16 protein-coding genes are annotated in these 26,482 nt (G+C 73.3%); 13 read left to right on the forward strand and 3 right to left on the reverse strand.

All coding sequences use genetic code 11. The features are described 5' to 3' along the window. The first annotated feature begins 14 nt into the window (after window positions 1-14). From WMF28_RS40850 to WMF28_RS40865, 4 genes are all read left to right on the forward strand, one after another. The gene (locus tag WMF28_RS40850) at window positions 15-1,106 is read left to right on the forward strand and encodes an isocitrate/isopropylmalate dehydrogenase family protein (RefSeq protein ID WP_437599137.1); all 1,092 of its coding nucleotides are present in this window, start codon (window positions 15-17) and stop codon (window positions 1,104-1,106) included. 89 nt (window positions 1,107-1,195) lie between these two features. Then, entirely contained in the window at window positions 1,196-4,846 is a 3,651-nt protein-coding gene (locus tag WMF28_RS40855; protein ID WP_437599138.1) for a response regulator, read from the forward strand. Window positions 4,847-4,943: 97 nt separating this feature from the next. Beyond that, window positions 4,944-7,250: a sulfatase-like hydrolase/transferase gene (locus WMF28_RS40860; protein ID WP_437599139.1), complete on the forward strand. Its 2,307-nt coding sequence runs from the start codon at window positions 4,944-4,946 to the stop codon at window positions 7,248-7,250. A gap of 373 nt (window positions 7,251-7,623) precedes the next feature. After that, the gene (locus WMF28_RS40865; RefSeq protein ID WP_437599140.1) at window positions 7,624-8,397 is read left to right on the forward strand and encodes a hemerythrin domain-containing protein; all 774 of its coding nucleotides are present in this window, start codon (window positions 7,624-7,626) and stop codon (window positions 8,395-8,397) included. A gap of 32 nt (window positions 8,398-8,429) precedes the next feature. Here the strand turns inward: WMF28_RS40865 and WMF28_RS40870 are convergent, their stop codons facing one another. After that, window positions 8,430-9,290: an SOS response-associated peptidase gene (locus WMF28_RS40870; RefSeq protein WP_437599141.1), complete on the reverse strand. Its 861-nt coding sequence runs from the start codon at window positions 9,288-9,290 to the stop codon at window positions 8,430-8,432. Between the two features lie 60 nt (window positions 9,291-9,350). Here WMF28_RS40870 and acnA point away from each other — a divergent pair, with 60 nt between their 5' ends. The 5 genes from acnA to WMF28_RS40895 all read left to right on the forward strand — a co-directional run bounded on the left by acnA (window position 9,351) and on the right by WMF28_RS40895 (window position 17,352). Continuing rightward, complete coding sequence (acnA, locus tag WMF28_RS40875; RefSeq protein ID WP_437599142.1) at window positions 9,351-12,104, forward strand: aconitate hydratase AcnA; 2,754 nt, start codon at window positions 9,351-9,353, stop codon at window positions 12,102-12,104. Between the two features lie 120 nt (window positions 12,105-12,224). Then, on the forward strand, window positions 12,225-13,526 hold the full coding sequence (gene serS, locus WMF28_RS40880) for a serine--tRNA ligase (RefSeq protein WP_437599143.1): 1,302 nt from the start codon (window positions 12,225-12,227) through the stop codon (window positions 13,524-13,526). 5 nt (window positions 13,527-13,531) lie between these two features. Then, complete coding sequence (locus tag WMF28_RS40885; protein WP_437599144.1) at window positions 13,532-15,724, forward strand: ATP-binding protein; 2,193 nt, start codon at window positions 13,532-13,534, stop codon at window positions 15,722-15,724. 24 nt (window positions 15,725-15,748) lie between these two features. Beyond that, window positions 15,749-16,753, forward strand: a complete 1,005-nt coding sequence (locus WMF28_RS40890) for a hypothetical protein (RefSeq protein WP_437604365.1) — start codon at window positions 15,749-15,751, stop codon at window positions 16,751-16,753. A gap of 149 nt (window positions 16,754-16,902) precedes the next feature. Then, window positions 16,903-17,352: a universal stress protein gene (locus WMF28_RS40895; protein ID WP_437599145.1), complete on the forward strand. Its 450-nt coding sequence runs from the start codon at window positions 16,903-16,905 to the stop codon at window positions 17,350-17,352. Between the two features lie 14 nt (window positions 17,353-17,366). Here the strand turns inward: WMF28_RS40895 and WMF28_RS40900 are convergent, their stop codons facing one another. Beyond that, window positions 17,367-17,912, reverse strand: a complete 546-nt coding sequence (locus WMF28_RS40900; RefSeq protein ID WP_437599146.1) for a chalcone isomerase family protein — start codon at window positions 17,910-17,912, stop codon at window positions 17,367-17,369. A 421-nt stretch (window positions 17,913-18,333) separates the two neighbouring features. Between WMF28_RS40900 and WMF28_RS40905 the strand changes: the two genes are divergently transcribed. The 3 genes from WMF28_RS40905 to WMF28_RS40915 all read left to right on the forward strand — a co-directional run bounded on the left by WMF28_RS40905 (window position 18,334) and on the right by WMF28_RS40915 (window position 22,867). Then, window positions 18,334-19,824, forward strand: a complete 1,491-nt coding sequence (locus WMF28_RS40905; protein WP_437599147.1) for a vWA domain-containing protein — start codon at window positions 18,334-18,336, stop codon at window positions 19,822-19,824. 282 nt (window positions 19,825-20,106) lie between these two features. After that, window positions 20,107-21,303, forward strand: coding sequence for an aminotransferase class V-fold PLP-dependent enzyme (locus tag WMF28_RS40910; RefSeq protein WP_437599148.1), 1,197 nt, complete (start codon window positions 20,107-20,109; stop codon window positions 21,301-21,303). A gap of 211 nt (window positions 21,304-21,514) precedes the next feature. Next, on the forward strand, window positions 21,515-22,867 hold the full coding sequence (locus tag WMF28_RS40915) for a hypothetical protein (protein ID WP_437599149.1): 1,353 nt from the start codon (window positions 21,515-21,517) through the stop codon (window positions 22,865-22,867). Between the two features lie 77 nt (window positions 22,868-22,944). On the opposite strand, the gene WMF28_RS40920 is transcribed toward WMF28_RS40915, so the two are convergent. Then, a complete protein-coding gene (locus WMF28_RS40920; protein ID WP_437599150.1) occupies window positions 22,945-23,265 on the reverse strand; it encodes a hypothetical protein in 321 nt (106 codons plus the stop codon). Between the two features lie 1,590 nt (window positions 23,266-24,855). Here WMF28_RS40920 and WMF28_RS40925 point away from each other — a divergent pair. Continuing rightward, window positions 24,856-26,478 carry a thiamine pyrophosphate-binding protein gene (locus tag WMF28_RS40925; protein WP_437599151.1) on the forward strand — a complete coding sequence of 541 codons (1,623 nt, stop codon included), beginning with the start codon at window positions 24,856-24,858 and terminating at the stop codon, window positions 26,476-26,478. The last annotated feature ends 4 nt before the right edge of the window (window positions 26,479-26,482 follow it).

Below are 26,482 nucleotides of genomic sequence, written 5' to 3' on the forward strand. Positions count from 1 at the left end.
TGGAACGCAACCCCGTGGCAACCGGAAAGAAGAAGAAGATCGCGATCATCGGCGGCGACGGCATCGGCCCGTCCGTCACCGCGGAGGCCAGGCTCCTGCTCGAGCTCTACCAGGCCCGCGCCGGGCTGCCGATCGACCTCTGGGAGCTCGACCTCGGCGCCGACAGGTACCTGCGTGACGGGACGACCTTCCCGAACCAGATCCAGGTGGCGATCCAGCGCGAGTGCTCGGCGGTGCTCCTCGGCGCGCTCGGCGATCCCCGCGTGCCGAACCTCGAGCACGCGCGCGACATCCTCTTCGGGATGCGCTTCGGTTACGACCTCTACGCCAACGTGAGGCCCGTCCGGGCGCTGTCCGACCGGCTCGTCCCGCTCAAGGGCCGCGCGGCGAAGGACATCGACTTCGTCGTGTTCCGCGAGAACACCGAGGGCATCTACGTGGGGATGGGCGGCCAGTTCAAGCGAGGTACCCCCGACGAGGTCGCGATCAATGAGGACGTAAATACGAGGAAGGGGGTCGAGCGGATCATCCGCGCGGCCTTCGACTACGCGCGCGCGAGCGGGCGGACGCGGGTCACGATGGCGGACAAGTCGAACGCGATGCGGCACGCGCACGAGCTGTGGCTGCGGGTCTTTCACGAGGTGCGCGCCCAGTACCCCGAGATCCAGTCGAACCACGTCTACGTGGACGCCCTGTGCCTGTACCTCATCCAGGATCCGTCGCAGTTCCAGGTGATCGTGACGAACAACCTGTTCGGCGACATCGTGACCGATCTCGGCGCGGCGCTGCAGGGCGGGCTCGGCATGGCCGCGAGCGCGAACGTGCACGCGTCCGATCCGGCGCGGGTCGCGCTGTTCGAGCCGGTCCACGGGTCGGCGCCGCCGCTCGCCGGCAAGGACGTGGCGAACCCGTTCGCGGCGATGCTCACCGCCGGGCTGCTCCTCGCCCACCTCGGGTGGCCCGAGGAGGAGCGCCGCATCGAGCGCTGGGTCTCCCAGGCGCTCGACCAGGGGAAGTGCACGGCCGATGTCGGCGGCACGCTCGGCACGCAGGCCGCAGGGGCCTGGGTCCGGGAGCAGATCGCCGCGGAGCTGGGCGCTCAATGAGGTGACGCCGGCGCCCTGGCCCGGTGACCGCGCGGGCTCGATCGCCGAGAAGTTCGGGTGTCCGATCCTCCTGTGATACGGGACCGCCAATGGGCGTAGGATCGAGGGCGGTGGAGCACGCGGGGCCGCGGAGCAATGCAGCGGGCGAGGCTCGGCACGAGCGGCTGGGCGGGGCGCGGGCCGAGTTCGTGGCGAACCTGGGTCGCCGCGTGGCCGAGCTCCGCACGATGGTCCGGCGGATCGAGGCGGACGACGATGCGCCGCGGCTCGCGGAGGAGCTGAAGCGGCGCCTGCACTCGCTCAGCGCCGGGGCGCGGCTCCTGCGCTTCGCGCGCGTCGCCGAGCGGCTCGCCGAAGGAGAGTCGCAGCTCATCGGCCCGAGCGGCGGCCGGCCGAGCGGCGAGGTCACCGCGGCGCTGCGGAAGATGCTCGAGGAGCTGCCCGCCCTGGCATGGGGGCAGTCGGCGATCGGCGAGCAGGTGGAGGCGCCGCGCGCGCAGGCGGTGGCGCAGCGCGCGCACGCTGCCGGACCGGCGAGCGCGCGCTGCGCCGGGCAGGAGGCCGCGGACGCAGGCGCCGCGCAGGGCAAGAGCACGACCTGGATCGCGGGCGTGAGCCATGGGCGCGCGCTCGTCGCCGAGCCGCTCACGCTCGATGACGACGAGGAGGCGAGCGCGCGCGCGTCCTCGCCGCGCAGCGCGGAGCAGGCGCTCTCCGCCGAGGCGCCGGAGGCCGCGTCGCTCGCGGCGTCGATCACGGTGCTGGTCGTGGGCGGCGCGCCGCTCGCCGGGGCGCTCGATCCGGGGAGCGCCGGCGCCGGGCCGTCGTTCGAGGTGGAGCGCACCGACGACGTGGACACGGCGATCGATCTGGCGCGCGCCTTCGCGCCGGACGTGGTCCTGCTCGACGCGGATCTGCCGGGCGCGCGCGGGCTCGCGGAGGCGCTCGCCGCCGACCCGCTGACCGAGCTCTGCCCGGTCGTCGCCGTCGGGCGCTTCGCCCGACCGGAGGACGCGGCCCCGTACATTGCGCTCGGCGCCGCGCGCGCGCTCGCGAAGCCGGCGTCACCCGACGCGCTCCGGCGCGCCGCCGCGGAGGCCGCGGCGATCTGCGTGCGCTCTGACGACACGCGCGCCGCGCGCGGGCCGCTCGGGGCCGTCAGCCTCGACGAGCTCGGGGCGCGCCTCGCCGAGGAGCTGCGCCGCGGGCTCTGCGACGCCGCCGAGCCGAGGAGCCGCGGGGAGCACGTGGATCTCGGCGACGGCGCCGAGGTCCTCGCGGCGCTCTGGGGCGCGGTGGCGCGCATCCGCGATCTCGTGACGATCCGCTCGCACGGCGGCGTGCGGTTCTCGTCGAACGGTCCGGAGGGCGCGCTGCCGCTCGCGCCGTGGATGACCGCGCCGAGCGCGCCCGAGGGCGACCGATCGAGGCTGCACAGCGAGATCCGCGCGAAGGCGCCGGCGCGCGGGATCGCCGCGTCCGCCGCGGCGCCGGTCGACGCGGCGCTCGACGCGATGGACATCGTGGTCGCGGACGACGATCCGGCGGTGACGTGGTTCCTCGCCGGCGTGCTCCGGGCCGCGGGGGCGAACGTGCACGAGGCGCACGACGGGGCGCGGGCGCTCGACCTCGCGTACCAGACGACGCCGGATCTGGTCGTGAGCGACGTGCTCATGCCGCGCCTCGACGGCTTCGCCCTCTGCCGGGCGCTCAAGCGCGACGTGGCGCTGCGCGACGTGCCGGTCATCCTGCTGTCCTGGAAGGAAGACCTGCTCCAGCGGCTCCGCGAGCTCGGCGCCCAGGCCGACGGCTACCTCCGCAAGGAGGCGAGCGCCGCGGCCTTCGTGCAGCGGGTGAACGAGGTCCTGCGGGGCAGGCGGCGCGTGGCCGAGCGCATCGCGACCGGCGGTGAGGTCCGCGGGCGGCTCGACGGCATGACGACGCGGACGCTGCTGTCGCTCGCGTGCGCGCGCCGGCCTGACGCGCTCGTGTCGGTGCGCGACGCCGCGTTCCTGTACGAGGTGCTGATCAAGGACGGCCGCCCCGCCGGCGCGACCCGGACGGCGCAGGACGGGACGTTCCATCGCGGCCCCGCGGTGCTCGCGGCGCTGCTCGGCGTCGGCTCCGGCCGCTTCGCGGTGGCGTCCGCGCCGGAGGGCGAGCTCGAGGCGCCGCCGCGCCCCGGGTTCGAGGGGACGCTCGCAGAGCAGCTCGTGCCCGCGATCGCCGCGGCGCGGGCGGCACAGCGGCTGCTCCACGGGCCGCCCCTCATGCGAGCCGAGCGCGTCATCCTCGATCTGGAGGGGATGGGCGCCACCATCGACGCGACGCCCGAGCCGGCGCGGGCGCTCCTGAAGGCGCTCGCCCGGGGGACCTCGCCGCGATCGGTGATCACCTCGGGTGAGTTCGCCGCGAGCCTCGTCGAGGACGTGCTGAACGACGTCGCGGCGCGCGGCGGCGTGCGGCGCGTGATCGGCCGCGAGGGAGAGGACCTGCTCTCGCCCGCCGTGATCCACGAGGAGGAGACGCTCCGCGGCGTGCGACGCGCCCCGGAGCAGGCTGCTCCGGTCGTGGCGCTGCTGCCGGAGCTCGGCGGCGACGCCGCCGCGTCATCGCGCGCCCCGGTCGAGCTCGCCGAGGACCAGCTCACGGTGGTGCCCGGCTCGGTGGCGCCGATCTCGGCGGTGTCCTCGCCCAGCTCGGCGGCTTCGATCCCGGTGATGTCGGTGGTGTCAGCGCCCGGCTCGGCGGCGTCCATCCCGGTGGTGTCGGTCGACGGCGACGACGAGACCGTCGCGGTTGCGAGCGTGCTCAGGGCGGAGGCGAGGGCGCTGGCGAGCGCCAAAATTCCGAGTGATTTCGCAGAGATCCAGGGCGATGTGGTCAGCGCGCGCGCGACATGGACCCCGCCGGCCGAGGCCGCGACCCTCGCGAGCGCGACGCCGGCCGTGGCGGGCGTCCGGCCGGCGCCGCGCCAGCCGGACGCCACGTTGCCCGCGCTGGAGTACCCGAGGCCCGAGCGGCTCGTCACGCTCGGCTCGCTCCCGCCGCCCCCGGTCGCCGAGGAGCCGGCTCCGGCGCCCACGGCGCTGAGGGCGCCCGTGCCCTCCGCAGCGCGAGGCGCGGCGTCGGCCCCCGCGCCCTCCGTCGACGAGTCGCCCACGCCGCGCCGGGTGCGCCGGCCGTCCGCCTACGTGCCCACGCCGCCGCCGCCCGCCCGCGACAACCGCATGACCATGTGGGTCCTCTTCGCGGTGGCGGCGTTCGTGTTCGCGGTGGCCGCGCGGCTGTCGCGCGATCACGAGCTGCAGAGCGCCCCGCCGCCCGCCCAGCCGCCGAGCCCGTCAGCGGCAGAGGTTCAGGTCGCCGCGACGCCGGGCGCTGCCGCGGCGGCCGCCGCCGCCACGGCGGGCGCTGCCGCAGCGCCGCCGGCCGTGGCGGCCGCCGGACCGATCGGCGAGACGACGGCCAACCCCGTGCTCCCCGAGGATCTGCCGCTCGCCGCCGAGCACAAGGTCCCCGAGGGGCACGGCATGCTGGAGGTGATCGCCGGGTCGGGCGACACGCTCTTCGTGGACGGGCGGAAGGTGGGCACCGGCAGCGCCAAGCTGCCGCTCGCGCCGAAGGACGGCGTCTACGAGATCCGGGCGAAGCTCCGGGACGAGGAGCGGGTGCGCTTCGCGCTCGTCAAGGCGGGCCGCCTCACCCGGCTCCGCATCGCGCCGCCGTGGCGCCGCTGACCGCGCCGGAGGCGCCGCCCCCGCCGTCGAATCAGCTCGCGCTGCCCCGGGTGCCCAACCAGAGGCAGGAAACGCCGCTCGTGGTAGAGCACGCCCCGTGCGCGCCCGCGTGATCCGACCCAGCCACCCCTCTGCCGCGCTCACGCTCCTCTCCGCCGCGGCCGCGCTCCTCTCCGGCTGCACCGGGTGCGAGACGTCGACCCGCGATCTTCCGGCCGGCGCCGCCGCGGCGTCGGCGAGCCCCGCAGCGCCGCAGCTGCCCCCGGCCCGCGACCTCGTGCACCTCGTCGACGAGCTGCCCAACTGCGACATCGAGCACCGAGGGCTCCTGTTCGATACAGGCGTCGGCGCCCTCCTCGGCCGCTTCGCCTGGCAGGGGACCGTGCCCACCGGCATCCAGGCGGTCGAGCACGCTGGATCCACCTGGGCGCGCATCTCGAACCGACAGATCAAGCTCACGTTCGTCCTGCCGTCCGCGAGCCCCATCTTCGTGTCCGCCCGCGCGGTCGGCCTCGCCTCCCGGTACGCCACCATCTCCCTCGACGACCAGCTCCTCGGGACCCTCCGCTTCCAGCGCGACCAGATCCGGATCGCCTCGACCCCGACCACCACGCTCCCCGCCGACCCCGGCCTGCACACCCTCACGATCCGGTTCTCCGGCCGGCTCCGCGCAGGGGAGGCGTTTGCCGACGTCGACTGGGTCCGCGTGGGCATCCCCGACGAGGACCCGAGCACCTACGGCCCTCCGACCCTGCGCGACGTCGTCGCGCCCGCCGCGGCGCTGTCGGGCGTCCCGCACCGGTCCATCGCGCTGCGCGCCCCGGGCGCCGTCCGCTGCGCCTTCCGCCCCTCCAGGCTGACCCGCCTCCGCACGGCCGTCGGCGCGCAGGGCTCCGCGGAAGGCGACGCCGAGATCCGCGTCCTGCGCGACGGCCAGGAGCCCCTCGTGATCCATCGCGTCCACGTCGAGGGCGGCGACAAGGCGACCTGGACCGACATCGAGCTGCCGCTCGCGCCCTTCGCGGGCTCCCTCATCTCCCTCGAGCTCCGCGCCGCCGCCGCGGCCCGCGGCGGACGCATCCTCTTCGGCGACCCCGTCCTCGCCGGATCGCCGGAGCCCCCGCCGTCGGTGCCCGCGGCGCGCGCCGTCGTGATCGTCGCCCTGAACGGGGTCGAGCGGCCCGATCTGCCTCCCTGGAGCGGTCGCCCGGAGCCGCACCTCGCCACGCTGTCCGAGCTCGCCACGTCGGCGACGACGTTCGATCACCACCGGGGCCCGAGCACCGTCGTGTCCGCCGTGATCGCGTCGCTGCTCACCGGACTGCCGCCGCCAGCCCATACGGTCACCGATACAGGGGCCCGCCTCCCCGGCCGCATGACCACCATCGGCGCCATCGCGAGCGACAGCAGCATCCGGACCGGCTTCTTCACCGGTGTCCCCACCACCTTCCGGGCGTTCGGCTTCGGACCCGGCTGGTCCCGCGTCCTCGAGCACCCCCCGACCAGCGGCGAGCCGGCCACCACCCCGATCGACGCCGCCGCCGCCTGGATCAGCGAGACCGTCCGCCAGGACGCCGGGAACCGCCTGCTCGCGTTCGTCCACGCGCGCGGCGGCCACCCGCCCTGGGAAGTCGGTCCGAAGGAGCTGAACGCCCTCAAGCCCGCCGACTACGCCGGCCCGATCGAGCCGCGCCGCGCCGCCCAGGTGCTGGCCAGGCTGCGCAACCGGCGCCGCGACGTCCTCAGCCCCGACGATCGGGACCGGATCCGCGACCTCTTTTCCATCGCGCTCGCCGGCCAGGACCGCGCCCTCGGCAACCTCATCGGGACCCTCAAGACCGCCGGGCTGTGGGACGAGACCCTCTTCATCGTCACCGGCGACCTGGCCAGCGGGCGCTCCGACGCCACGCTCTACGCCGAGAGCCTCGACCTCCAAGAGCCGGTCCTGGCGCTCCCGCTTTATGTCCACTTTCCCGGCGACCTTTACGCCGGCCAGCGCGTCTCTGCCCCGACCGAGATCATCGACATCGCGCGCACCGCGGTCGCCTCCCTCGGCCTCTCGTTCGCCCGCAAACAGCTCGGGGAGGATCTTGCGGCCGTCGCCTCGGGCCTCGAGGGCGTCGAGCGCGACCCCCAGATCGCCGCCCTCGGCGATCGTTACTCCACGCGCTGGGGTAACCTCGTGCTTTCGGGGCGGCTCGGTGTTCCACCCTTTCTCTGCGACCTCGACGTGGACCCAACCTGCGCCTTCAACCGCCGCGAGGTGATGCCGCTCGCCACCGTGTCGCTCTTCAGACGCACCGTGACGTTCGACCTGTCCCTGCGCGCGCCCGCGGCGCAACGGGAGCCGGCCACGATCGACGCGGAGACGGCGGCCGTGCTCAACGTATGGGGCGCACAATGAGGCCCGCGCGACGCAGCGCCCGCGCGCAGACGACAGCCCGCTGACGGCGCCCGGGCGGCGCGCCGGCGCCGGGCGCGGGCGTCCGCGACATCGCGCAGGCCGCGCGCGATCGCGCTCCGCGACGTCATGATGCCCCGCTGCGAGGCAGCGTGCCCCGCTCCGCGCTCCCGGCGGCGCCCGCGCGCGGGGTCGAGATCGACGTACGCCCGCGCCCGCGCGTGCGCGTCATGCGCCCGCCGCGCGTGCGTCAGCGTGCGCGTGATGCGCTCGCTCCGCGCGCGCCGGGCGCCTGGCATGCTTCGCGCAAACGCCGCAGACCGCACAGGCAAAGCGCCTCGATGGCGCTTCATCTTTCCGTGAGAGGAGTCCCCGCATGAAGGCGACCGACCTATTGAAGGAGCAGCACCAGGAAGTCGACGAGCTCTTCGAGCGCATCGCGCAGGCTGACAGCAACGAGATCAGCGCGCTCCGCGACGAGCTCGTGGCGAGCCTCGTCGGCCACACGGCCATCGAGGAGGAGCTCTTCTACCCCCAGGCCCGGGAGGCGCTCGGCTCTTCCCCCCTGATCCCGACCTCGTACGAGGAGCACTCCCTCGTCGAGATCATGTTGCAGAAATTGCTCAGCACCAAGCCGGGTGACGAAACCTTTCACGCCAGGCTGAGTGTGCTCAAGGAGCTCGTGCAGCACCACGTCGAGGAGGAGGAGAAGAAGCTCTTCCCCCAGGTCGAGAACGCCATGGGCGCCGAGCGCCTCGAGGAGCTCGGCGCACGCCTGGAGGCGCGCTTCGACCAGGTGCGCGAGGGCGACGTCGAGGCGCTCCTGAGCAAGCTCGTCGCGAAGAGCATGCCCGCCGCCACCGCCCGCCGCACGCGGGCGGCGAAGCCGGCGGCGCGCAAGGCGGCGACCAAGCGTCCGCCCGCGAAGCGCGCATCGACGCAGCGCGCCGAGCCGGCGCGCGGCGCCCAGAAGGGCCGTCGCGGCGGCGGCGCCGCGACCGGACGGAAGAAGGCGGCGGACGCGGCGCCGGCGAAGACCGGGCGAGCCGCGCCCACGCGCAAGGCGAGCCGGCCGACGACGAGCCGGCCTGCAAAGACGAGCCGCACGGGCCGCAAGGGCGGTCGCACGAGCAGCGCCTCCGCGCGCTGAGATCGCCGTGCACCGGCGAATGCCGGTGAACGTCAGCGACGCGGGGTCCGTCCGGGGGAGACGGCGGGCCCCGCGGCGCGATCCAGGTCGAAGAGCGGCAGCGTGCCGCCGGCCTTCGGGGCAGCCGCCTTCGAGGGGCTGGCCTTCGGGGCAGCGGCCTCCGCCACGGCCTCCTGCAGCAGGGCAGGGTCGTCGTGGCCGACCGAGTTGACCCGCGGCGACACGGCGCGCGCCGCGAGGGAGCCGCGGGGCGCCGGCCGGAGCAACGCCTCGGCCCGCTCCGCGTCCGCGCCCTCGCCGGCGCCGAGCCAGAGATCGACGTCCTCGGGCTCCAGGAGGACCGGCATGCGGTCGTGGACCGGCGCCACGTCGGCGCTCGCCTCGGTGGTCAGGATCGTGAAGCGGAGGTCGAGCTCCCCCGTGTCGGGGTCCTTCGCCGGCTGGTACAGCCCGGCCAGGCGCAGCAGCCCGCCCCCCGCCGGGTGGAACCACGTCGGCCGCCGCGCGCCCTTCGGCCCGGTCCACTCGTAAAAGCCGTCCGCCGGCACCACGCAGCGGTGCGCCGCGAACGCCCCGCGGAACGTCGGCTTCGTCCGCGCGCTCTCGGCCCGCGCGTTGGCGAGCAGCGAAGGCGCCGCGCCGCCCCTGGCGAAGCGCCCCGCGAAGCCCCAGGTCCCCGGCACGAGCTCTCGCTGGCCGCCCTGCGCGCGCAGCACAGGGTGGACGGTCGAGGGAGCGATGTTGTACCGGGGCCGGTAGAGCGCGGCCGCCCTCGGGTCGGCGACGATCACCCGAGCGGTGCCGCCGCCCGCGGCGCCTGCACCGACGGCCGCCTCCAGCATCGCCACGAGGGACGCAAAGTCCGGAACGGCGAGAGTGAAACGCGCGCACATAACACTAGATTAGCGCCTTCGGCGCGCCTACAAGGCGCTTCGGACGTTGGAGGAGGCCGCATGGTCGACAGCTTTGGCACGAAGAGCACGCTGACGGTTCAAGCCGATACATACACCTACTACAAGCTCACCTCGCTGGCGCAGGGCGGCGCTTCGCTCGACAAGCTCCCCTTCTCGCTCCGCATTCTCCTGGAGAACCTCCTCCGCCACGAGGACGGGCGCGTCGTGCGCAAGGAGCACGTGGAGGCCGTCCTCAACTGGGACCCGAAGGCCGGCCCCTCGCAGGAGATCGCCTTCCACCCCGCGCGCGTGCTGCTCCAGGACTTCACCGGCGTCCCGGCCGTGGTCGACCTCGCGGCCATGCGCGAGGCGCTCGCGAAGCTCGGCGGCGACTCGCTCAAGATCAACCCGCTCCAGCCCGTCGACCTCGTGATCGACCACTCGGTCCAGGTCGACAAGTTTGCGTCGACGACGGCCCTGAAGGTCAACGCGGCGCTCGAGTTCGAGCGCAACGAGGAGCGCTACGCCTTCCTCCGCTGGGGGGCGCAGGCGTTCACGAACTTCCGCGTGGTGCCGCCCGACCAGGGCATCTGCCACCAGATCAACCTGGAGTACCTCGCGGGCGCCGTCATGCGGCAGGGCTCGCTGGCCTACCCGGATACGCTCGTCGGCACCGACTCGCACACCACGATGATCAACGGGCTCGGCGTCGTCGGCTGGGGCGTCGGCGGCATCGAGGCCGAGGCGGCGATGCTCGGCCAGCCGCTCTCGATGCTCATCCCCGAGGTCGTGGGCTTCAAGCTCCACGGCAGCCTGCCCGAGGGCGCCACCGCGACCGATCTCGTCCTCACGGTGACGCAGATGCTGCGGCAGAGGAAGGTCGTCGGGAAATTCGTCGAGTTCTACGGCCCCGGCCTGAGCGCGCTCTCGCTCCCGGACCGCGCCACGATCGCCAACATGGCGCCCGAGTACGGCGCCACCATCGGCTTCTTCCCCGTCGACGACGAGACGATCGCCTACCTGCGCTTCACCGGCCGGCCCGCCCCGCTCGTCGCGCTCGTCGAGGCCTACTACAAGGCGCAGGGTCTGTTCCGCACGGACAGCACCCCGGACCCGGTCTTCAGCGACACGCTCTCGCTCGACCTCGGCGACGTCGAGCCGTCGCTCGCCGGCCCGAAGCGGCCGCAGGACCGCGTCCCGCTCCGCGACGCGAAGCGGGCCTTCCGCGCCTCGCTCCAGGGCATGCTCGAGAAGGAGTTCGCCGCCGTCGACGCGACCGCGGTGAAGGCGTTCCTCGAGGAGGACACCGGCGCCGCCGCCGCGCGCGCGCCCGCGCTCGAGAAGCTCATGCGTCCGGCGGAGATCACCGAGGGCGACACGCGCTACACGCTGCGCCACGGCTCGGTCGTGATCGCCGCGATCACGTCGTGCACCAACACCTCGAACCCGGCGGTCATGCTCGGCGCGGGCCTCCTCGCGAAGAAGGCCGTCGAGCGCGGGCTCACGGTGAAGCCGTGGGTGAAGACCTCGCTCGCCCCCGGGTCGAAGGTCGTCAGCGACTATCTGCGCCAGGCGGGGCTCCTGCCGTACCTCGAGGCGCTCGGCTTCCACCTTGTCGGCTACGGCTGCACGACGTGCATCGGCAACTCCGGGCCGCTGCCGGACGTGATCGGCGACACGGTCCGCAACAACGATCTCGTCGTGGCGAGCGTCCTCTCCGGCAACCGCAACTTCGAGGGCCGCATCAACCAGCACGTGCGGATGAACTTCCTCGCCTCGCCGCCGCTCGTCGTCGCCTACGCGCTGCGCGGCGACGTCGACGCCGACCTCTTCAAGGAGCCGGTCGGCACCGATCGCAACGGCGATCCGGTGTACCTCAAGGACATCTGGCCGAGCTCGTCCGAGGTCAACGAGGCCATCCGCACGGCGGTGCGGCCCGAGCAGTTCCAGGCGCAGTACGAGAACGTGTTCGCCGGCGACGAGGAGTGGCAGAAGCTCTCGATCCCGAGCGGCCAGACGTTCGTGTGGGACGAGGCCTCGACGTACGTGCGCAGGCCGCCGTTCTTCGAGGGGCTGTCGAAGGATCCGGAGCCGCTCCACGACATCCAGGGCGCGCGCGTGCTCGCGCTGCTCGGGGACTCGGTGACGACCGACCACATCTCGCCGGCCGGCAACATCGCCAAGAACAGCCCCGCCGCGAAGTACCTGGGCGAGCACGGCGTCGCGCCCGCCGACTTCAACTCGTACGGCGCCCGCCGCGGCAACCACGAGGTGATGATGCGCGGCACGTTCGCGAACATCCGCCTCAAGAACCTGCTGCGCCCGGGCGAGGAGGGCGGCATCACCGTGCACCTGCCCGACGGGGAGAAGACGACGATCTACGACGCGGCCATGCGGTACAAGGCGGAGAAGGTGCCGCTGCTCGTGATCGCCGGCGCCGAGTACGGCACCGGGTCGTCGCGCGACTGGGCGGCCAAGGGGACGAAGCTGCTCGGCGTGCGCGGGGTCATCGCGAAGAGCTTCGAGCGCATCCACCGGTCGAACCTGGTCGGCATGGGCGTGCTCCCGCTCGAGTTCGCGCCGGGCGAGGACGCGGGGACGCTCGGGCTCACCGGGCGCGAGGTGTTCAAGATCGACGGCATCTCGGACAACCTCACGCCGGGCAAGAAGCTCAGCGTCGTCGCGATCGGGGAAGGCGGGAAGACGACGACGTTCACCGTCACCGCGCGCATCGATACGCCGAACGAGGTCGACTACTACCAGCACGGCGGCATCCTCCAGTTCGTGCTGCGCAGCCTGGGCGCCACGGCCTAGCGCCGCCTCACACGCCGCTCCCCGCCCACCCGGTCCGGCGGGGAGCGGACCCCCTCCCGAATGCGGAGCGGCGCGTCGCGGCTGCTGACGCGCGTGCAGGCTTCGGCTAGACCCTGGGGCATGCTCGATCCCCGCTACGTCGCAGATCACCTCGGTGAGGTGCGCGCGGCGCTTGCTCGTCGCTCGCCCGCCGCCGCCGCCACCCTCGGAGACGACTTCGCCTCCACGGTCAGCACGCGCCGGTCGAAGGTCCAGGAGCTCGAGCGGTGGCAGGCGGAGCGCAACGCGGCGAACGACGCGATGGCGCGCCTCGACAAGAAGTCGCCGGAGTTCGCGCAGAAGCGCGACGAGCTGAAGGGCCTGTCCGCGAGGATCAAGGAGGCCGAGCAGGTCGTCTCCGAGCTCGAGAAGGGGATGACCGAGCTGCTCTCCGGCGTCCCCAACCTGCCGGATCCGTCGGTGCCCGACGGCGCCGGAGAGCAGGACAACGTGGTCGTCAGGACGTGGGGCGAGAAGCCGAGCTTCTCGTTCACGCCGAAGTCCCACTGGGACATCGGCACGGCCCTCGGCATCCTCGACTTCGAGCGCGCGGCGAAGCTCTCGGGCGCGCGGTTCACGGTGCTGATGGGCGCGGCCGCCCGCCTCGAGCGGGCGCTCATCTCGTTCATGCTCGACCTGCACACGCGCGAACAGGGCTATCTCGAGGTGCTGCCGCCGTTCCTGGTCAAGGACTCGGCCCTGTTCGGCACGGGCCAGCTGCCCAAGTTCGCCGAGGACCTGTTCAAGACGCAGAAGAGCGACCCGGAGCGGGCGTACGACCTCTACCTCATCCCGACGGCGGAGGTCCCGGTCACGAACCTCCACGCGGACGAGATCCTCGACGGCGCGTCGCTGCCGATCGCCTACGCGGCGTACACGCCGTGCTTCCGCAGCGAGGCGGGCAGCCACGGGCGCGACGTGCGGGGGCTCATCCGGCAGCACCAGTTCGACAAGGTCGAGCTCGTGCGGTTCTCGGCGCCGGACGACTCGCCCCGCCAGCACGAGCTGCTCACCTCGCACGCCGAGGAGGTGCTGAAGCGCCTCGGCCTCCACTACCGCGTCTCCGCGCTCTGCGCCGGCGATCTCGGCTTCGGCGCGCAGAAGACGTACGACCTGGAGGTGTGGCTGCCCGGCCAGGGGGGCTACCGCGAGATCTCGAGCTGCTCGAACTTCGGCGATTTCCAGGCGCGCCGCGCCCAGATCCGCTACCGGCCGGAGCCGAAGGCGAAGCCGCGGCTGGTGCACACGATGAACGGGTCGGCGCTCGCCGTGGGGCGGACGGTGATCGCGATCCTCGAGCAGTACCAGCAGGCGGACGGGACGGTGGTCGTGCCGGAGCCGCTCCGGGCGTTCATGGGCTGCGAGGTCCTCCGCGGCAGGTAGCAGCGATGGCAGCGGACGAGGAGGCCAAGCGCGAGCTCCCGGAGTCGAGGGGCGCGCGCGACGGGGGCGAGGGCGAGCGCCGCTCGCAGGTCCCGGAGTCGAGGGGCGAGCGCCGCTCGCAGGTCCCGGAGTCGAGGGGTGAGCGCCGCTCGCAGGTCCCGGAGTCGAGGGGCGAGGGCGAGCGCCGCTCGCAGGTCCACGCGCCGCCGAGCCACGCGGAGACGTCCATGGCGCTCGCGCGCCGGCGGCTGCTCGAGCTCTGCAAGCGGCACAAGGACGAGCTGATCGACGACTGGATCGAGAACGTGCTGGCGCTGCCGCCGGAGCGCGGCCGGTACACCGACCGGCCCGTGGGCGAGGTGACGGAGAACGTGCGCTCCTGGCTCGCCGCCTTCACCAGGATCCTCGAGGACGGCAGCGAGACCCTGCTCGACGAGTTCATCACGCACCTCGTCGAGCAGCGCTACGCGACCGGGTACTCCATCAGCGGTCCGCTGATCGCCGCCTCCGAGTTCCGCACCGCGGTCGCGGGCGTCCTCGACACGACGCACGACGACGCGGACGGCACGTCTTCCATCGACGTGCTCCGCGCCGTGGACGCGCTGCTGCTCCAGTTCGAGCACCGCTTCGCCGAGGCGTACGCCCAGCGCTCGCTGTTCGCCTCCGAGGAGCGCTACCGCGAGATCGTCGAGCTCTCGTCCGACGTCCTCGCGACGATCGACCAGGAGGGGATGCTGACGCGGCTGAACGTGCGGTTCGAGGTGCTCTTCGGGCACTCGCGGCAGGCGTGGATCGGCCGGCCGATCACCGCGCTCGCGGTCGCGGCGGACGTGCCGGCGCTGCGCGCCCTCGTGATGTCCGCGTCCCGGTCCGAGGCGCCCCGGGAGGCCGCCATCCGCTGCGCGACGCGCGCCGGGCTGACCAAGGTGATGACGGTCCGGATCACGCGGCTCTACGGCGAGGACGCCTCGCTCGCGCTCATGCGCGACGTCACCGAGGAGGTCGCGCGCCGCGCGCAGATCCTCCACAGCGAGAAGCTCGCCTCGATCGGCCAGGTCGCGGCGAGCGTCGCGCACGAGCTCAACAACCCCATGGCGTGGGTGATGGCGAACCTGGAGCAGATCCGGAGCGGGGCGCACAAGCTCGTCTCGGCGGCGCGCCCCGTCGCGTCGGGCTCCTACGAGGACCTGCTTCGCGCCATCGATCTCATCGACAGGTCCTGCCACGAGGCGCTCGCCGGCGTCGAGCGGATGCGCGACATCGTGACGGACCTCAACCTCTTCTCGAGCAGCAGCGAGCGCAAGCCCGAGCGGGTCGATCTGGTCGACGTGATCGAGCTCGCGCTGCGCATGACGGGGCCGCAGCTCAGCCAGCTCTGCCGCATCGAGCGCCACTACGGCGAGATGCCCCCGCTGGTCGGCTACCCGGGCAAGCTCTCGCAGGTGTTCGTGAACCTGTTCATCAACGCGGCGCAGGCGATGCCGAACCGCCCGCGCGACGAGAACATGGTGCGCGTGACGGCGCGCTTCGACGACGGGGTCCACCACGTCGAGGTGGAGGACAACGCGCGCGGCATGACCCCCGAGGTCGTCGAGCGGATCTTCGACCCGTTCTTCACGACGAAGGAGGAGAGCGCCCGCCCGGGGATCGGGCTCTGGGTGTCGCGCAACATCGTCGAGGAGCAGCAGGGCACGATGACGGTGTCGAGCAAGCCCGGCATCGGCACCATCTTCACGATCCGGCTGACCGGCCTCAACCCCGCGGATCTGCCCGCGCTGCGCCCGCCGCCGGAGCCGCCGCGCGCCTCGTCGCGCGGGACGATCCTGTTCGTGGACGACGAGCCGATGCTCCTCAACGCGTTCGCCCGCGCGTTCGAGGAGCGGCACGAGGTGCTCGTGGCGAAGAGCGGCCACGAGGCGCTCGACCTCCTGCGGGACCGCGGCGGCCGGATCGACGCGATCGTCTGCGATCTCCTGATGCCGCAGATGAGCGGGATGGCCCTCTACGACGAGATCGGCGAGCGGTTCCCGCAGCTCCAGCCGAAGATGGCCTTCATGTCGGGCGGCGCGTTCACGCCGACCGCGCGCGCGTTCGTGGAGCGGGTGGACAACGCGAAGATCGCGAAGCCGATCTCGCTCGACGACCTGGAGCGGGTGATCGCCGATCTCCTCAGCGGCGGGCAGAAGCGGGGGCACTAGGTGGCGGGCGCGAAGGCGAGCGCGATGCGGGAGCGGGCGAACCACGCGCGCTACCGGCCGGGGCAGCGGGAGGGCTTCTACGAGAGCTTCTTCCTGCGCGCGAACCATCCGACGCGGCCGCTCGCCTTCTGGATCCGGTACACGCTCTTCAGCCCGGCCGGGCGGCCCGAGGCCGCGGAGGGCGAGCTCTGGGCCATCTACTTCGACGGCGAGTCGGGGCGCCACGCGGTCGCCAAGCGCGAGGTCCCGTTCGCCGGGCGTTGCTCGTTCGCCCGCGACGCGCTGTCGGTCGACATCGACGGCGCCCGGCTGCGCCCCGGCAGGCTCGCCGGCGCGGCGGGCGAGGGGGAGGACGCCATCTCCTGGGACCTCGCGTACGAGGGCGGCGGGGAGCCGCTCCTGCTGCTCCCGGCGGCCCTCTACGACGCCCCGCTGCCGAAGGCGAAGGCGCTTGTCGGGGCGCCGCTGGCCGTCTACAGCGGCGTCCTCCGGGCCTCCGGGCGCGACGTGGACGTCTCGGGGTGGGTGGGCAGCCAGAACCACAACTGGGGGACGAAGCACACGGACCTCTACGCCTGGGGGCAGGTCGCCGGGTTCGACAGCCACCCGGACAGCTTTCTCGAGGTCGCCACGGCCCGCCTCAAGGTCGGGCCGTTCTGGACGCCGAGCATGACGCCGCTGGTCTTGCGGCACCGGGGCGAGGAGATCGCGCTGAGCTCGCTGGTCCAGGCGGTCCGCGCCGAGGCCTCATTCGACTACTTCACCTGGCGCTTCCGGACCGAGACCGATCGGCTGAGCGTCGAGGGGCAGATCACCGCGCGCGCCGGCGACGTCGTGGGCCTCGCCTACAGGAACCCCCCCGGCGGCGTGAAGCACTGTCTGAACACGAAGATCGGGGCCTGCAGCGTCACCCTGCGGCGGAAGAGCCTGGGCCGCGAGGTCGGGAGCGAGACCCTGACGACGGCGCGGCGCGCGGCGTTCGAGATCCTCACGGACGACCGCAGCCACGGCGTGACGATCCGCGCCTGATCCGCGCCGGACGCTCTGGGCGGCGCGCTGCGCGCGGGCGGCCGGGGCGGCGCGCCTGCGCGGGCGCCGCCTGCGCGGGACGTGCTGCGCGCCCGGCGCGGAGTCGGCTAAAGAGATCCGGGAACGCCACCGCACGAAAGGCGGACGCCATGAGCCTCAAGCACCCCCGGACCCTCCTCGTTGCACTGGACAGCTCTCCCAGGGCGCCGCTCATCCTCGCCGAGGGCGTCGATCTCGCGCAGAAGCTCGGCGGCAAACTCGTGCTCGTCCGCGGCATCGGGCTGCACCACACCCTCCCAGCCGAGGCGCTGAACGAGTCGCCGACGCGCGTCCCCGAGATCCTGGAGCGGGGCGACCGGGAGGAGCTCGCGCAGCTCGCGCGCGACGTGCCGCCCGAGCTCCTCGCGAAGATCGTGGTCCACGTCGGCGTCGCCTGGGAGGTCATCTGCCGGACGGCCGACGAGGAGAACGCGGACCTCATCGTGATCGGGTCGCACGGCTACTCGGGCATCGACAAGGTGCTCGGGACGACGGCGGCGAAGGTCGTGAACCACACGAGCCGGTCGGTGCTCGTGGTGCGCGACAAGCCGTCGGACTGAGGAGGCCTCCGGCCTCAAGGGAGCTTGGCGATGAGCTCCTCGCTCAGCTTCGGCTGGTCGATCTTGCCAAACCAGATCCGCCAGGTGGCCTTCATGAAATCGATGCCGCCCACCGTCGCGGTCCCGCCGCCGGCGACCTTGATGGTGGTCGCCTTCGCGCGCGCGTCGTACTCGATGGTGACCTCCGCTCCCGCCTTGAGTCCGCCCTCGAACGCCGAGACGAACCTCGCGACCTTCGCCTGATCGGCATAACCGTTCAACGCATAGGCGTCCGTCAGCGCCTTGACCGTGCTCTCGCGGTCGACGTCGCGCAGCATCGTCCAGACGAACTTCTTCCCCGTATCCATGTCGATGACGGCCTGCGTGGACCTCGCGGCCGGGAGCTCATCCATGTAGTGGCTGATCCGATAGACGTCGATGCTGGCCGTGCCGACAGTCTTCACGCGGACGCCGGTGCCCGTGAGCGTGTAGCCCGGTAAAGCGAAGAGGCTCGCGACAGCCAGGAAGATCGCCGCGAACGCGGCGAGAAAAGCTGGAGACTTGCTACGTGCGAGTTTCATCGGATCGACCTCCTCCGGCATCGCCGCGCGGCGCGGCGCATCGTGTCCGGGCGCCGCGCTCCGGCGCTCGCCCAATCGTCATCGTGAATGAGCAAGACCCGGACCATCGGCGGAGGGACGTTGGGAGTCGCGGCGCTCGCGAGATCTCGAGATGTGCCATGGAGTCAGGCACGGACGACCCATGAGGTGTGCTCGGAGGGGGCTCCGGAGGCCGGGCAGCGGATCTCGCGGCCGGGTGAGGGCGGGCGGAGGCGGCGCCGGGGCGAGCTCTCCCTGAGATCTTTTTTCGGGCAGGTCCGTAGAAGTCGCGCGCTGCGGGGGTCGAGGAGATCGCGGCGGAGGACGCGAGTCCCCCGTGGGCGGCGCCTTGGCTTGCGGCGGAAGGAGCTTCTCGATGCGGACGATGCTCGCGGGATTGCTGATGGGATTTGCGGCTCTGGGCTGCGCGGCCGGCGCGGCGGCGCCTCCGGGGACGAGCGCTGCGGCCGCGGGGGTCGCGCCGGGCATGGAGGCGCGGCTGGAGGGCGCGCAGGCGGCCGCCGCGGCCCCGGGGGCGGCCGGGCCCACCGCGGCGGTGGCGGCCGGGCCCGCGGCGGCCGAGGCGCCGGCGTCCCGGCCGGAGGGGGCCCGCGAGGCGAGCCGGGGCGTCTGGATCGGCGCCGCGGGCGCGAGCGACTTCGTGCTGCCGGGGACGCGCGAGACGCAGCTCGGGGTGTGGGTCGACGTCCCGGCGATCCGCCGCGGGGCGCGCGCGCCGGCCGCAATCGCGCTGCTCGTCGACGCCTCCGGCTCGATGCAAGGCGCGAAGATGGACCACGCCCGCGCCGCGGCGCAGGCGTTCGTCGACCGGCTGCCCGACGGCGACGTTGTCTCGCTCGCGTCGTTCGCCGACGCCGCGCAGGAGCGCGTGGCGCCCACCGTGCTCGGCCCCGCCACGCGCCCCGCGGTGGCGCGCGCCATCGCCGCGCTCGGCCCCGAGGGCAGCACCAACCTCTTCGAGGGCCTCCGGCTCGCGGAGCGGCACGCGGCCACGGCGCCGTCGACGCACGCCGTCCGGCGCGTGGTGCTCATCTCGGACGGCCAGGCGAACATCGGGCCCTCGTCCCCCGACATCCTCGGCGCGCTCGCCCAGCGCGGCGCGGCCCACGGGGTGCAGATCACGTCGATCGGGGTGGGCGCCGACTACGACGAGCGCACGCTCAACGCGCTCGCCATCGGCTCCAGCGGCCGGCTGTACCACCTCACCGAGGCGCGCCAGATGTCGTCCGTCCTCGAGCGCGAGCTCGCCCTGCTCCAGACGACCGCGGCGACGGGCGCCTTCGTCGAGATCGTCCCGGCGCCCGGCGTGGAGCTGATCGGCGTCCCGAGCGAGCGCACCGACCGGTCCGGCGACACGATCCGGGTGCTCCTCGGCACGATGTTCGGCGGGCAGCACCGCGAGATGCTCGTGCGGGTGCGGGTCACCGCGCCGGCCGACGGCTCCCACCCGCTCGCGAGCGTGCGGCTCCACTTCCGCGACCCCGAGAACGGCAACGTCCCGCGCGTGCACGAGGTGGTGGCCCGCTACGACGTGACGAGCGACGCGGCCCTGGTCGCCGCGCACGAGAACGAGAGGACCCAGACCCTCGCCGCGGTGATCGAGACGGGCATGATGCAGCTCGACGCGGCCCAGGACGTGAGCTCGGGCGACTTCGGCGCGGCCGAGGCGAAGCTCGCCGCGGCGGAGGATCGGCTCCGGCAGCAGGCTGCGCGCGCGCGGTCGGCCAAGGAGAAGGCGCGCGCCGCCGACGCGGCCTCGGCGGTGGCGAGCGCGCGAAAGACCGCCCGCGCGGCCGCGGCGGCCCCGCCGGCGGCGCGGCGCATGGATGCCCTCCAGATGAACGGCGCCTCCCCGGTCTGGGCGGGCCGCTGAGCGGCGATCGGAGCGCCGTCTGCGCCCTCCCATCCATGATGGACCGTCGAGGTGTCCACTCCCATCCATGATGGACCGTCGAGGTGTCCATCATGGATGGGTTGACCGAGCTCTGCGCACACCCTGGCAGACGATCACGGTTGATGAGCCAATCAACGTTGATTGATAAGTACACCATGGATCCACATTGATACACCTCGCGTGGGCCCTCGACACGGGGGGTCGCGCGCGACATTGTCCCGGGCCGTCCGACATCTCACCTCCCTGGGCACTCGACCCCCCATGAACCCCAACGCCTTCCCGGAGTCGCGCGCCGGCGCCGTGCGTGAGCTCTGGCCGCTCGACCCGGCCGTCACCTTCCTGAACCATGGCTCGTTCGGCGCCTGCCCGCGCCCGGTGCTCGCGGCGCAGCAGCGCTACCGCGACCAGCTCGAGCGCGAGCCGGTCCGCTTCTTTCTCCGCGAGCTCGAGCCGCTGCTCGACGCGGCCCGAGGGGAGCTCGCCGCGTTCGTCGGCGCCGACCCGGAAGACCTCGCGTTCGTGCCCAGCGCGACCGCCGGGGTCAACACGGTGCTGCGGTCGCTCTCGCTCGGTCCCGACGACGAGCTCTGCGTCACCGATCACGGGTACAACGCCTGCCGCAATGCGATCGAGGCCGTCGCGGCCCGCGCCGGGGCGCGCGTCGTTGTGGCGCCGGTGCCGTTCCCGATCGTGGCGCCCGAGCGGGTGGTCGAGGCGGTGCTCGCGCGGGTGGGGCCGCGGACGCGGCTCGTCCTGGTCGACCACGTGACGAGCCCGACCGGGCTCGTGTTCCCGGTCGCCGCGCTGTCCGCCGAGCTCGCTGGCCGCGGCGTGGACGTCCTCGTCGACGGGGCGCACGCGCCCGGCATGCTGCCGCTCGACCTCCGCGCCCTCGGGGCGGCCTATTACACAGGCAACTGCCACAAATGGATCTGCGCGCCGAAGGGCGCGGCGTTCCTCCACGTGCGGCGGGACAGGCAGGGCTCGGTTCGCCCGCTCTGCATCAGCCACGGCGCCAACTCGCCGCGCGCTGACCGGTCGCGCTTCCTGCTCGAGTTCGACTGGACGGGCACCTGGGATCCGAGCGCGGCCCTCTGCATCGCGGACGCGATCCGCGCGATGGGAGCGCTCCTGCCCGGCGGCTGGCCCGCGCTCCGGGCGCACAACCGGGCGACGGCGCTCGCCGCGCGCGACCTGCTCTGCGGGGCGCTCGGCTGCCCGCCGCCGAGCCCCGACGCGATGATCGGCGCGCTCGCGACGGTGCCGCTCCCCGACGCGCCGTCGTCGCCGCTGCGCCTCGACCCGCTCCAGGACGCGCTCCTCGAGCGGTGGGGGATCGAGGTGCCGGTGTTCGCCTGGCCCGCGTCCCCGCGGCGGTTCCTCCGGATCTCGGCGCAGATCTACAACGACAGGCCGCAGTACGAGCGGCTCGCGGCGGCGCTCTCGGCGCTGCTGTAGCGCCGCGCGCACGCCGCCGTGTGGAGCCGCGTCTCGGGCCGCCGCTCCACGGCGGCGTGCGCGCGGTGCTCGCCTCGTTCTCGAGGCATCGCCCGGGTTCGACGCCGCGGCGGGCTGCCCGGGCGCGGCCGCGCTTCGTGCGCGCGGTGCTCGTCGGAGCCGACCGCGCGCGCCTTCCGAGACGATAGGATGCGCGCTCCAAGGAGACACGATGCAACGTCGAATCCTGGTCTTGTCCTCGCTTTCCTGGCTGGCGGCGGCGACGCTCGCGGCCGCGCCGACCGTCGCGCAGCCCGCGACGCCTCGCCCGGCGACGCGCCCGGCGCCCACCTCCTCGGCGCCGGCGGGAGCGCCGCCGAGTCCTTCCGCGCGAGCGGGGACGCCTCCAGCGCCTGGCGCGCCGCAGCCGACGCCTGGCGCGCCGCAGCCGGCGTCTGGCGCAGCATCCGGCGCGCCGCAGCCGGCGCCTGGCGCGCCGCAGCCAGCATCCGGCGCGCCGCAGCCGCCCGTCCTGGTGCCCGGCGCGCCGCAGCCGCCCGCGAGCCCTGTGCCGGCAGCGCCCGGGGCGCCGGCAGCGGCCGCACCTGGGCCGGAGGGATCACTGCCCGCGCCGGGAGCTGCCGAGCTGCCCGCGGGCGCCGAGCTGCCTGCGGGCGCCGAGCTGCCCGCGGGCGCCGAGCCGCCCGCCGAGGCGCCGGCCGAGCCCGCGGTAACCCTGAAGCGCGGCACGGAGACCTGGTCCACGTCCCTCTCAAACTCCGAGCTGGGGCCGCCGCCCGCTCCCGCGCCGGACCCCGCCCGCGCGCTTGACGGGGGGAGCGTCCCGCGCGGCCGGCGCGGGGCGATCGGCGTGGAGACCTCGTCGTTCACCGGCGGCGACAGCGACGTCTCCGGGCTCGCGATCGCCCTCTTTGCCCGCGTGCCGTTCGCCGAGCACACGTTCCTCGACGTCCGCGTCCCCTTCGGGCTCGCAATGGATGAGCGGACCGACGCCGTGCTCGGCAACGTGATGCTCGGTGCCCACCACGTCGGTCGCGTCGGCCGGACGCTCTGGCTCACGGTGGGCGGCGCCGTCGGGCTGGCGACGCTCTCGGGCCAGACCCACGACCACGACAGCTACGAGCCGGTCGGCGCGAGCCGGGCCTACTGGGACCTCCACGAATACTTCCCGAGCATCCTCCCGATCCACGCGCGCCTCGGCGCCGAGGCCCACGTCGGCCCGCTGATCGCGCGCGCCCAGATCGAGCCGGTGCTCTACATCCCGCTCGGCCGCAACGACGAGTACGAGGTCGCCATCCAGCACGCCGCCGAGCTCCAGATCGGCCATGGGATCGGCGGCGGCGTGCGCGTGCAGGGCATGGCGCTTGTCACGTTCGACAACGTGGACATCCGGCACGCCGTCGCGCGCAATCTCTACGTCCTCGCCCTCGAGCCGTTCCTCGCGATGGAGCGCAAGGCCGCGTTCGTCCGAGCGGGCCTGCTGCTTCCCTTCGACGAGGAGCTCGGCCCGCCGCTCGACCACACCTGGGGCTTCCACTTCACCGCGGGGGTCCGCACGGACTGAGGCCCTCGGCTGTCGAGTCGTGCGGCGGCTGTCGAGTCGTGCGGCGGCTGTCGAGTCGTGCGGCGGCTGCTGCCCGGCTACGCGCCTCGGGCGCGCGTCGCCTCGCCGATCGCGTGGGTGATGTGCCCCTCCAGCTCGCCCGCGGGCAGCTGCTCGGACTCCACGACGACGAGGCGCGCTCCCGCGTCCTCCGCGAGCAGCTCGAACGTCCGCGGCGCGCGGTCGTGCAGGTGGCTCGGCAGGACGATCGCCAGCGGGCGGAGGCGGACCGCGATCCCCCAGGCCGACGCCGCCTCGCAGGAGCGGACAAGGAAACGAGCGCGCGCCGCAACCCTGCGGCAACGGACCAGGAAACCGGGGCTGCAGTCGAGCGCCAGTACGATGGGAATCCGGATCAACTGACTGCTGCTACTAGGGGGCTCCGACATAGGAAGATGCTACTCCAGCGAAGCGCTATTGCGCGTCCTCTTATCCCGCATAACCGATACAGAGCTTTCCCGAAATAGAAAACAACAAGGTCGCCAGCTCATGTAAGCAGTCACGCGTTCGTTTGGTGTATTGGATAACGTTCTGTGAGAGCAGGATATTTGAAATGAACGCTGCGAGAAGGAAGGACCCTGCGCACGGCTGCCCACGCGGCCGGGTGCGCAAATTCGTCGAGAAAGTTGGCCCATCTTCAGCGAGTGATGCCCTGACCGATCGCGCGTCGATGAAATGATGTACCGAGGACGGAGTCCATCCCGGTGGCTGAGGCACACCCGGACGGATGAAGTCGGCGTGCACGTAGTAGACGCCGCTCGGGACGTAGGATGTGAAGCCAGCGTCCACGAGAGCGTCGTACAGGATGGCTTGCGTTCACCCGTCACGCCGGCGAAACGGTCGTCGTGGCGCGACGGCGCCTCGAGCCCGCCGAGGTTGCCGCACCTCAAGGAAGTTGGCGCGCATACGTAAAGGAGATCGCGTGTCGTCGCGATGCGGCGCGCGCGCCGCGCCAGCGCGGCCATGTTCCCGGGTCGCCTCCCCGCCGCCACGGCCCGCCGCCCTCGTCGAGCGCCCCGAGCTCTCGACCGCGCGCCGCGCTCGGGGCAGCCAGCAGGACATGCTCCTTCTCACCAACCACCATGTGCTCGCTGAGCTCCCGGTGACTGAACCGGTTAACTTGCTCACAGATGCTCGCGTGTGGGTCCGGTCCACGCCCGAATGTTTCCACCAGGTTGCGGGGAGCGCGGGCGGCGGTGGCGCGCCGTGGGAGCAATCCTCGTCCGAAACGTCCGGAGCCGTCCCCAGGCCGGCGGCTGCGGGGCAGGGGCGACGGGGAGAGGTCGAGAGAGATGGCGGTGTCGAGCTGGCAGCTGCAATAAGAGGCCAACTATATCATTTCATCGCCCGGAGAGAACAGCGCCTGGCAGCGGACATCATGGCGCCGGTCGCGCCGGGTGGACGACAATCTCGCAGGCAGGGGCGGAGTCGATCCTGTAGCGTTGCTGGATTTTTACAGCACTGTCCGCTGCAAGCGGGGTATTCCCCGGGGGCGGCATGGACGCCCAGGTCCGCCGACAGCGTGGCTATGCGGGCCGGGGAGGCGGCGCGCGCGCCGAGAGCGTGGTGCGCTGGCCCCGGAGCACGCTCGAAGGAGATCGAGAGGTTGGGAAGAACACCGAGCCTTCTCCTCATCCTCCGCTCGTGGCGGTTCAGAGGCGGCACCCCCGCGGCGGGCACGACCCGCCGGCGCCGTCGTGGGGTGGAGCTCCGAGCGCAGCGGCGCCGCGCGCGCGGCCGCCGGGGTCGGTCCCGGGAAGCCGCCGGGGTCGGTCCCGGGAAGCCGCCGGGGTCGGTCCCGGGAAGCCGCCGGGGTCGGTCCCGGGAAGGCGAGCGCCCCGGCCGGTGAGGCGGCTTGCCCGGCGCGCGGCGCCGGCGGCAGCGCGGCGGCTCGAGAACGGCCCGCTCGCCGGGAGGACGCTGGGGCGCACATGGTATATGCCGGCCCCATGGCGCAGGTGCACGGCGGCAAGCTCGTCTCGAAGGCGCTCGCGAGACACGGGGTGACCCACCTCTTCACCCTGTGCGGCGGACACATCCAGGCGATCTATGACGGGTGCCTGGACGACGGCATCCGCGTCGTCGACGTGCGGCACGAGCAGACGGCCGGCCACGCCGCCGACGGGTACGCGCGGGTCACCGGGAGGCCAGGGGTGTGCGCGGTCACCGCGGGACCGGGCGTCACGGACGTGGTGACGGCCGTCGCCAACGCGCAGCGCGCGGGGATCCCGATGGTGGTGATCGGCGGCGCCGGCCCGCGCGCCCTCGCCGACATGGGCTCGCTGCAGGACATGAACCACGTCGAGCTGATGCGCCCCATCTCGAAGTGGAGCGCCGCCGTCCCCTCGACCGACCGCATCCAGGAGTACGTGGACTCGGCCTTCCGCGTCGCCCAGGCGAACGTGCCAGGCCCGGTCTTCCTCGAGATGCCGCTCGACCTCCTGATGGGCTTCGCAGGCGACGAGGCGCCGGCCACCGCGCCCATGGCCCCGGCCCGCCCCGGCGGCGACCCGGCCGCCGTCGCGCGCGCCGCGACCCTGCTGAGGGAGGCCGAGCGGCCCATGTTCATCGTCGGGAGCCAGCTCCGCTGGTCGCCGCGGCGGGACGCGCTGCGCCGCTTCGCCGACGCCGTGAAGGCGCCCTTCTACCTGAACGGCATGGCCCGCGGCGCGCTGCCCCACGCCCACCCGGGGCTGATGAGCCGCTCGCGCCGCTTCGCGCTCTCGCAGACCGATCTCTGCGTGGTGCTCGGCACGCCCTTCGACTTCCGGCTCGAGTACGGCCGCGCGATCGGCCCGGCCGCGAAGGTCGTCCAGATCGATCTCGACGGCAGCGAGCTCGGCAGGAACCGCCGCGTGGACCTCGGGATCGACGGGGACAGCGGCGTCGTGCTGGAGCAGCTGCTCGCGGAGGTGACCGAGAAGTCGGCCGAGCCGTGGCTCTCGGCCGTGCGCGAGGCCGAGGAGCGGTCGCGCGCGAAGATGCTGGCCGAGATCGCGAGCGACGGCGATCCGCCGAACCCGCTGCGCGTCTGCGCGGAGATCGGCAAGCGGCTCGGCAAGCACGACATCGTCATCGGCGACGGCGGCGACTTCGTCGCCACGGCCGCGAACGTGCTGAAGCTCGAGTGGCCGCAGCTCTGGATGGACCCAGGCCCGCTCGGGACCCTCGGCGTCGGACCGGGCTACGCGATGGCGGCCAAGCTCGCGCGGCCCGAGGCCAACGTGGTGCTCGTGTACGGCGACGGCTCGTTCGGGTTCCACGCGCTCGAGTTCGAGGCGATGGTGCGCCAGGGGATCCCCGTCGTGAGCGTGATCGGGAACGACGCGGCCTGGACGCAGATCCGGCGCGGGCAGGTCGAGATCTACGGCGAGGGCCGCGCGCCCGCGACGTCGCTCGACCTCACCCGGTACGACCGCGTGGTGGAGGCGCTCGGCGGCTTCGGGGCCTGGGTCGAGCGCGTCGAGGAGCTCGGGCCCGCGCTGGACGAGGCGTTCCGGTGCGGCAGGCCCGCGTGCGTCAACGTGAAGATCGCGAAGAGCGACTTCCGCAAGGGCGCCATCAGCGTCTGATCCC

The sequence above is a fragment of the Sorangium sp. So ce590 genome, assembly GCF_051521365.1.
Taxonomy (GTDB): domain Bacteria; phylum Myxococcota_A; class Polyangia; order Polyangiales; family Polyangiaceae; genus Sorangium.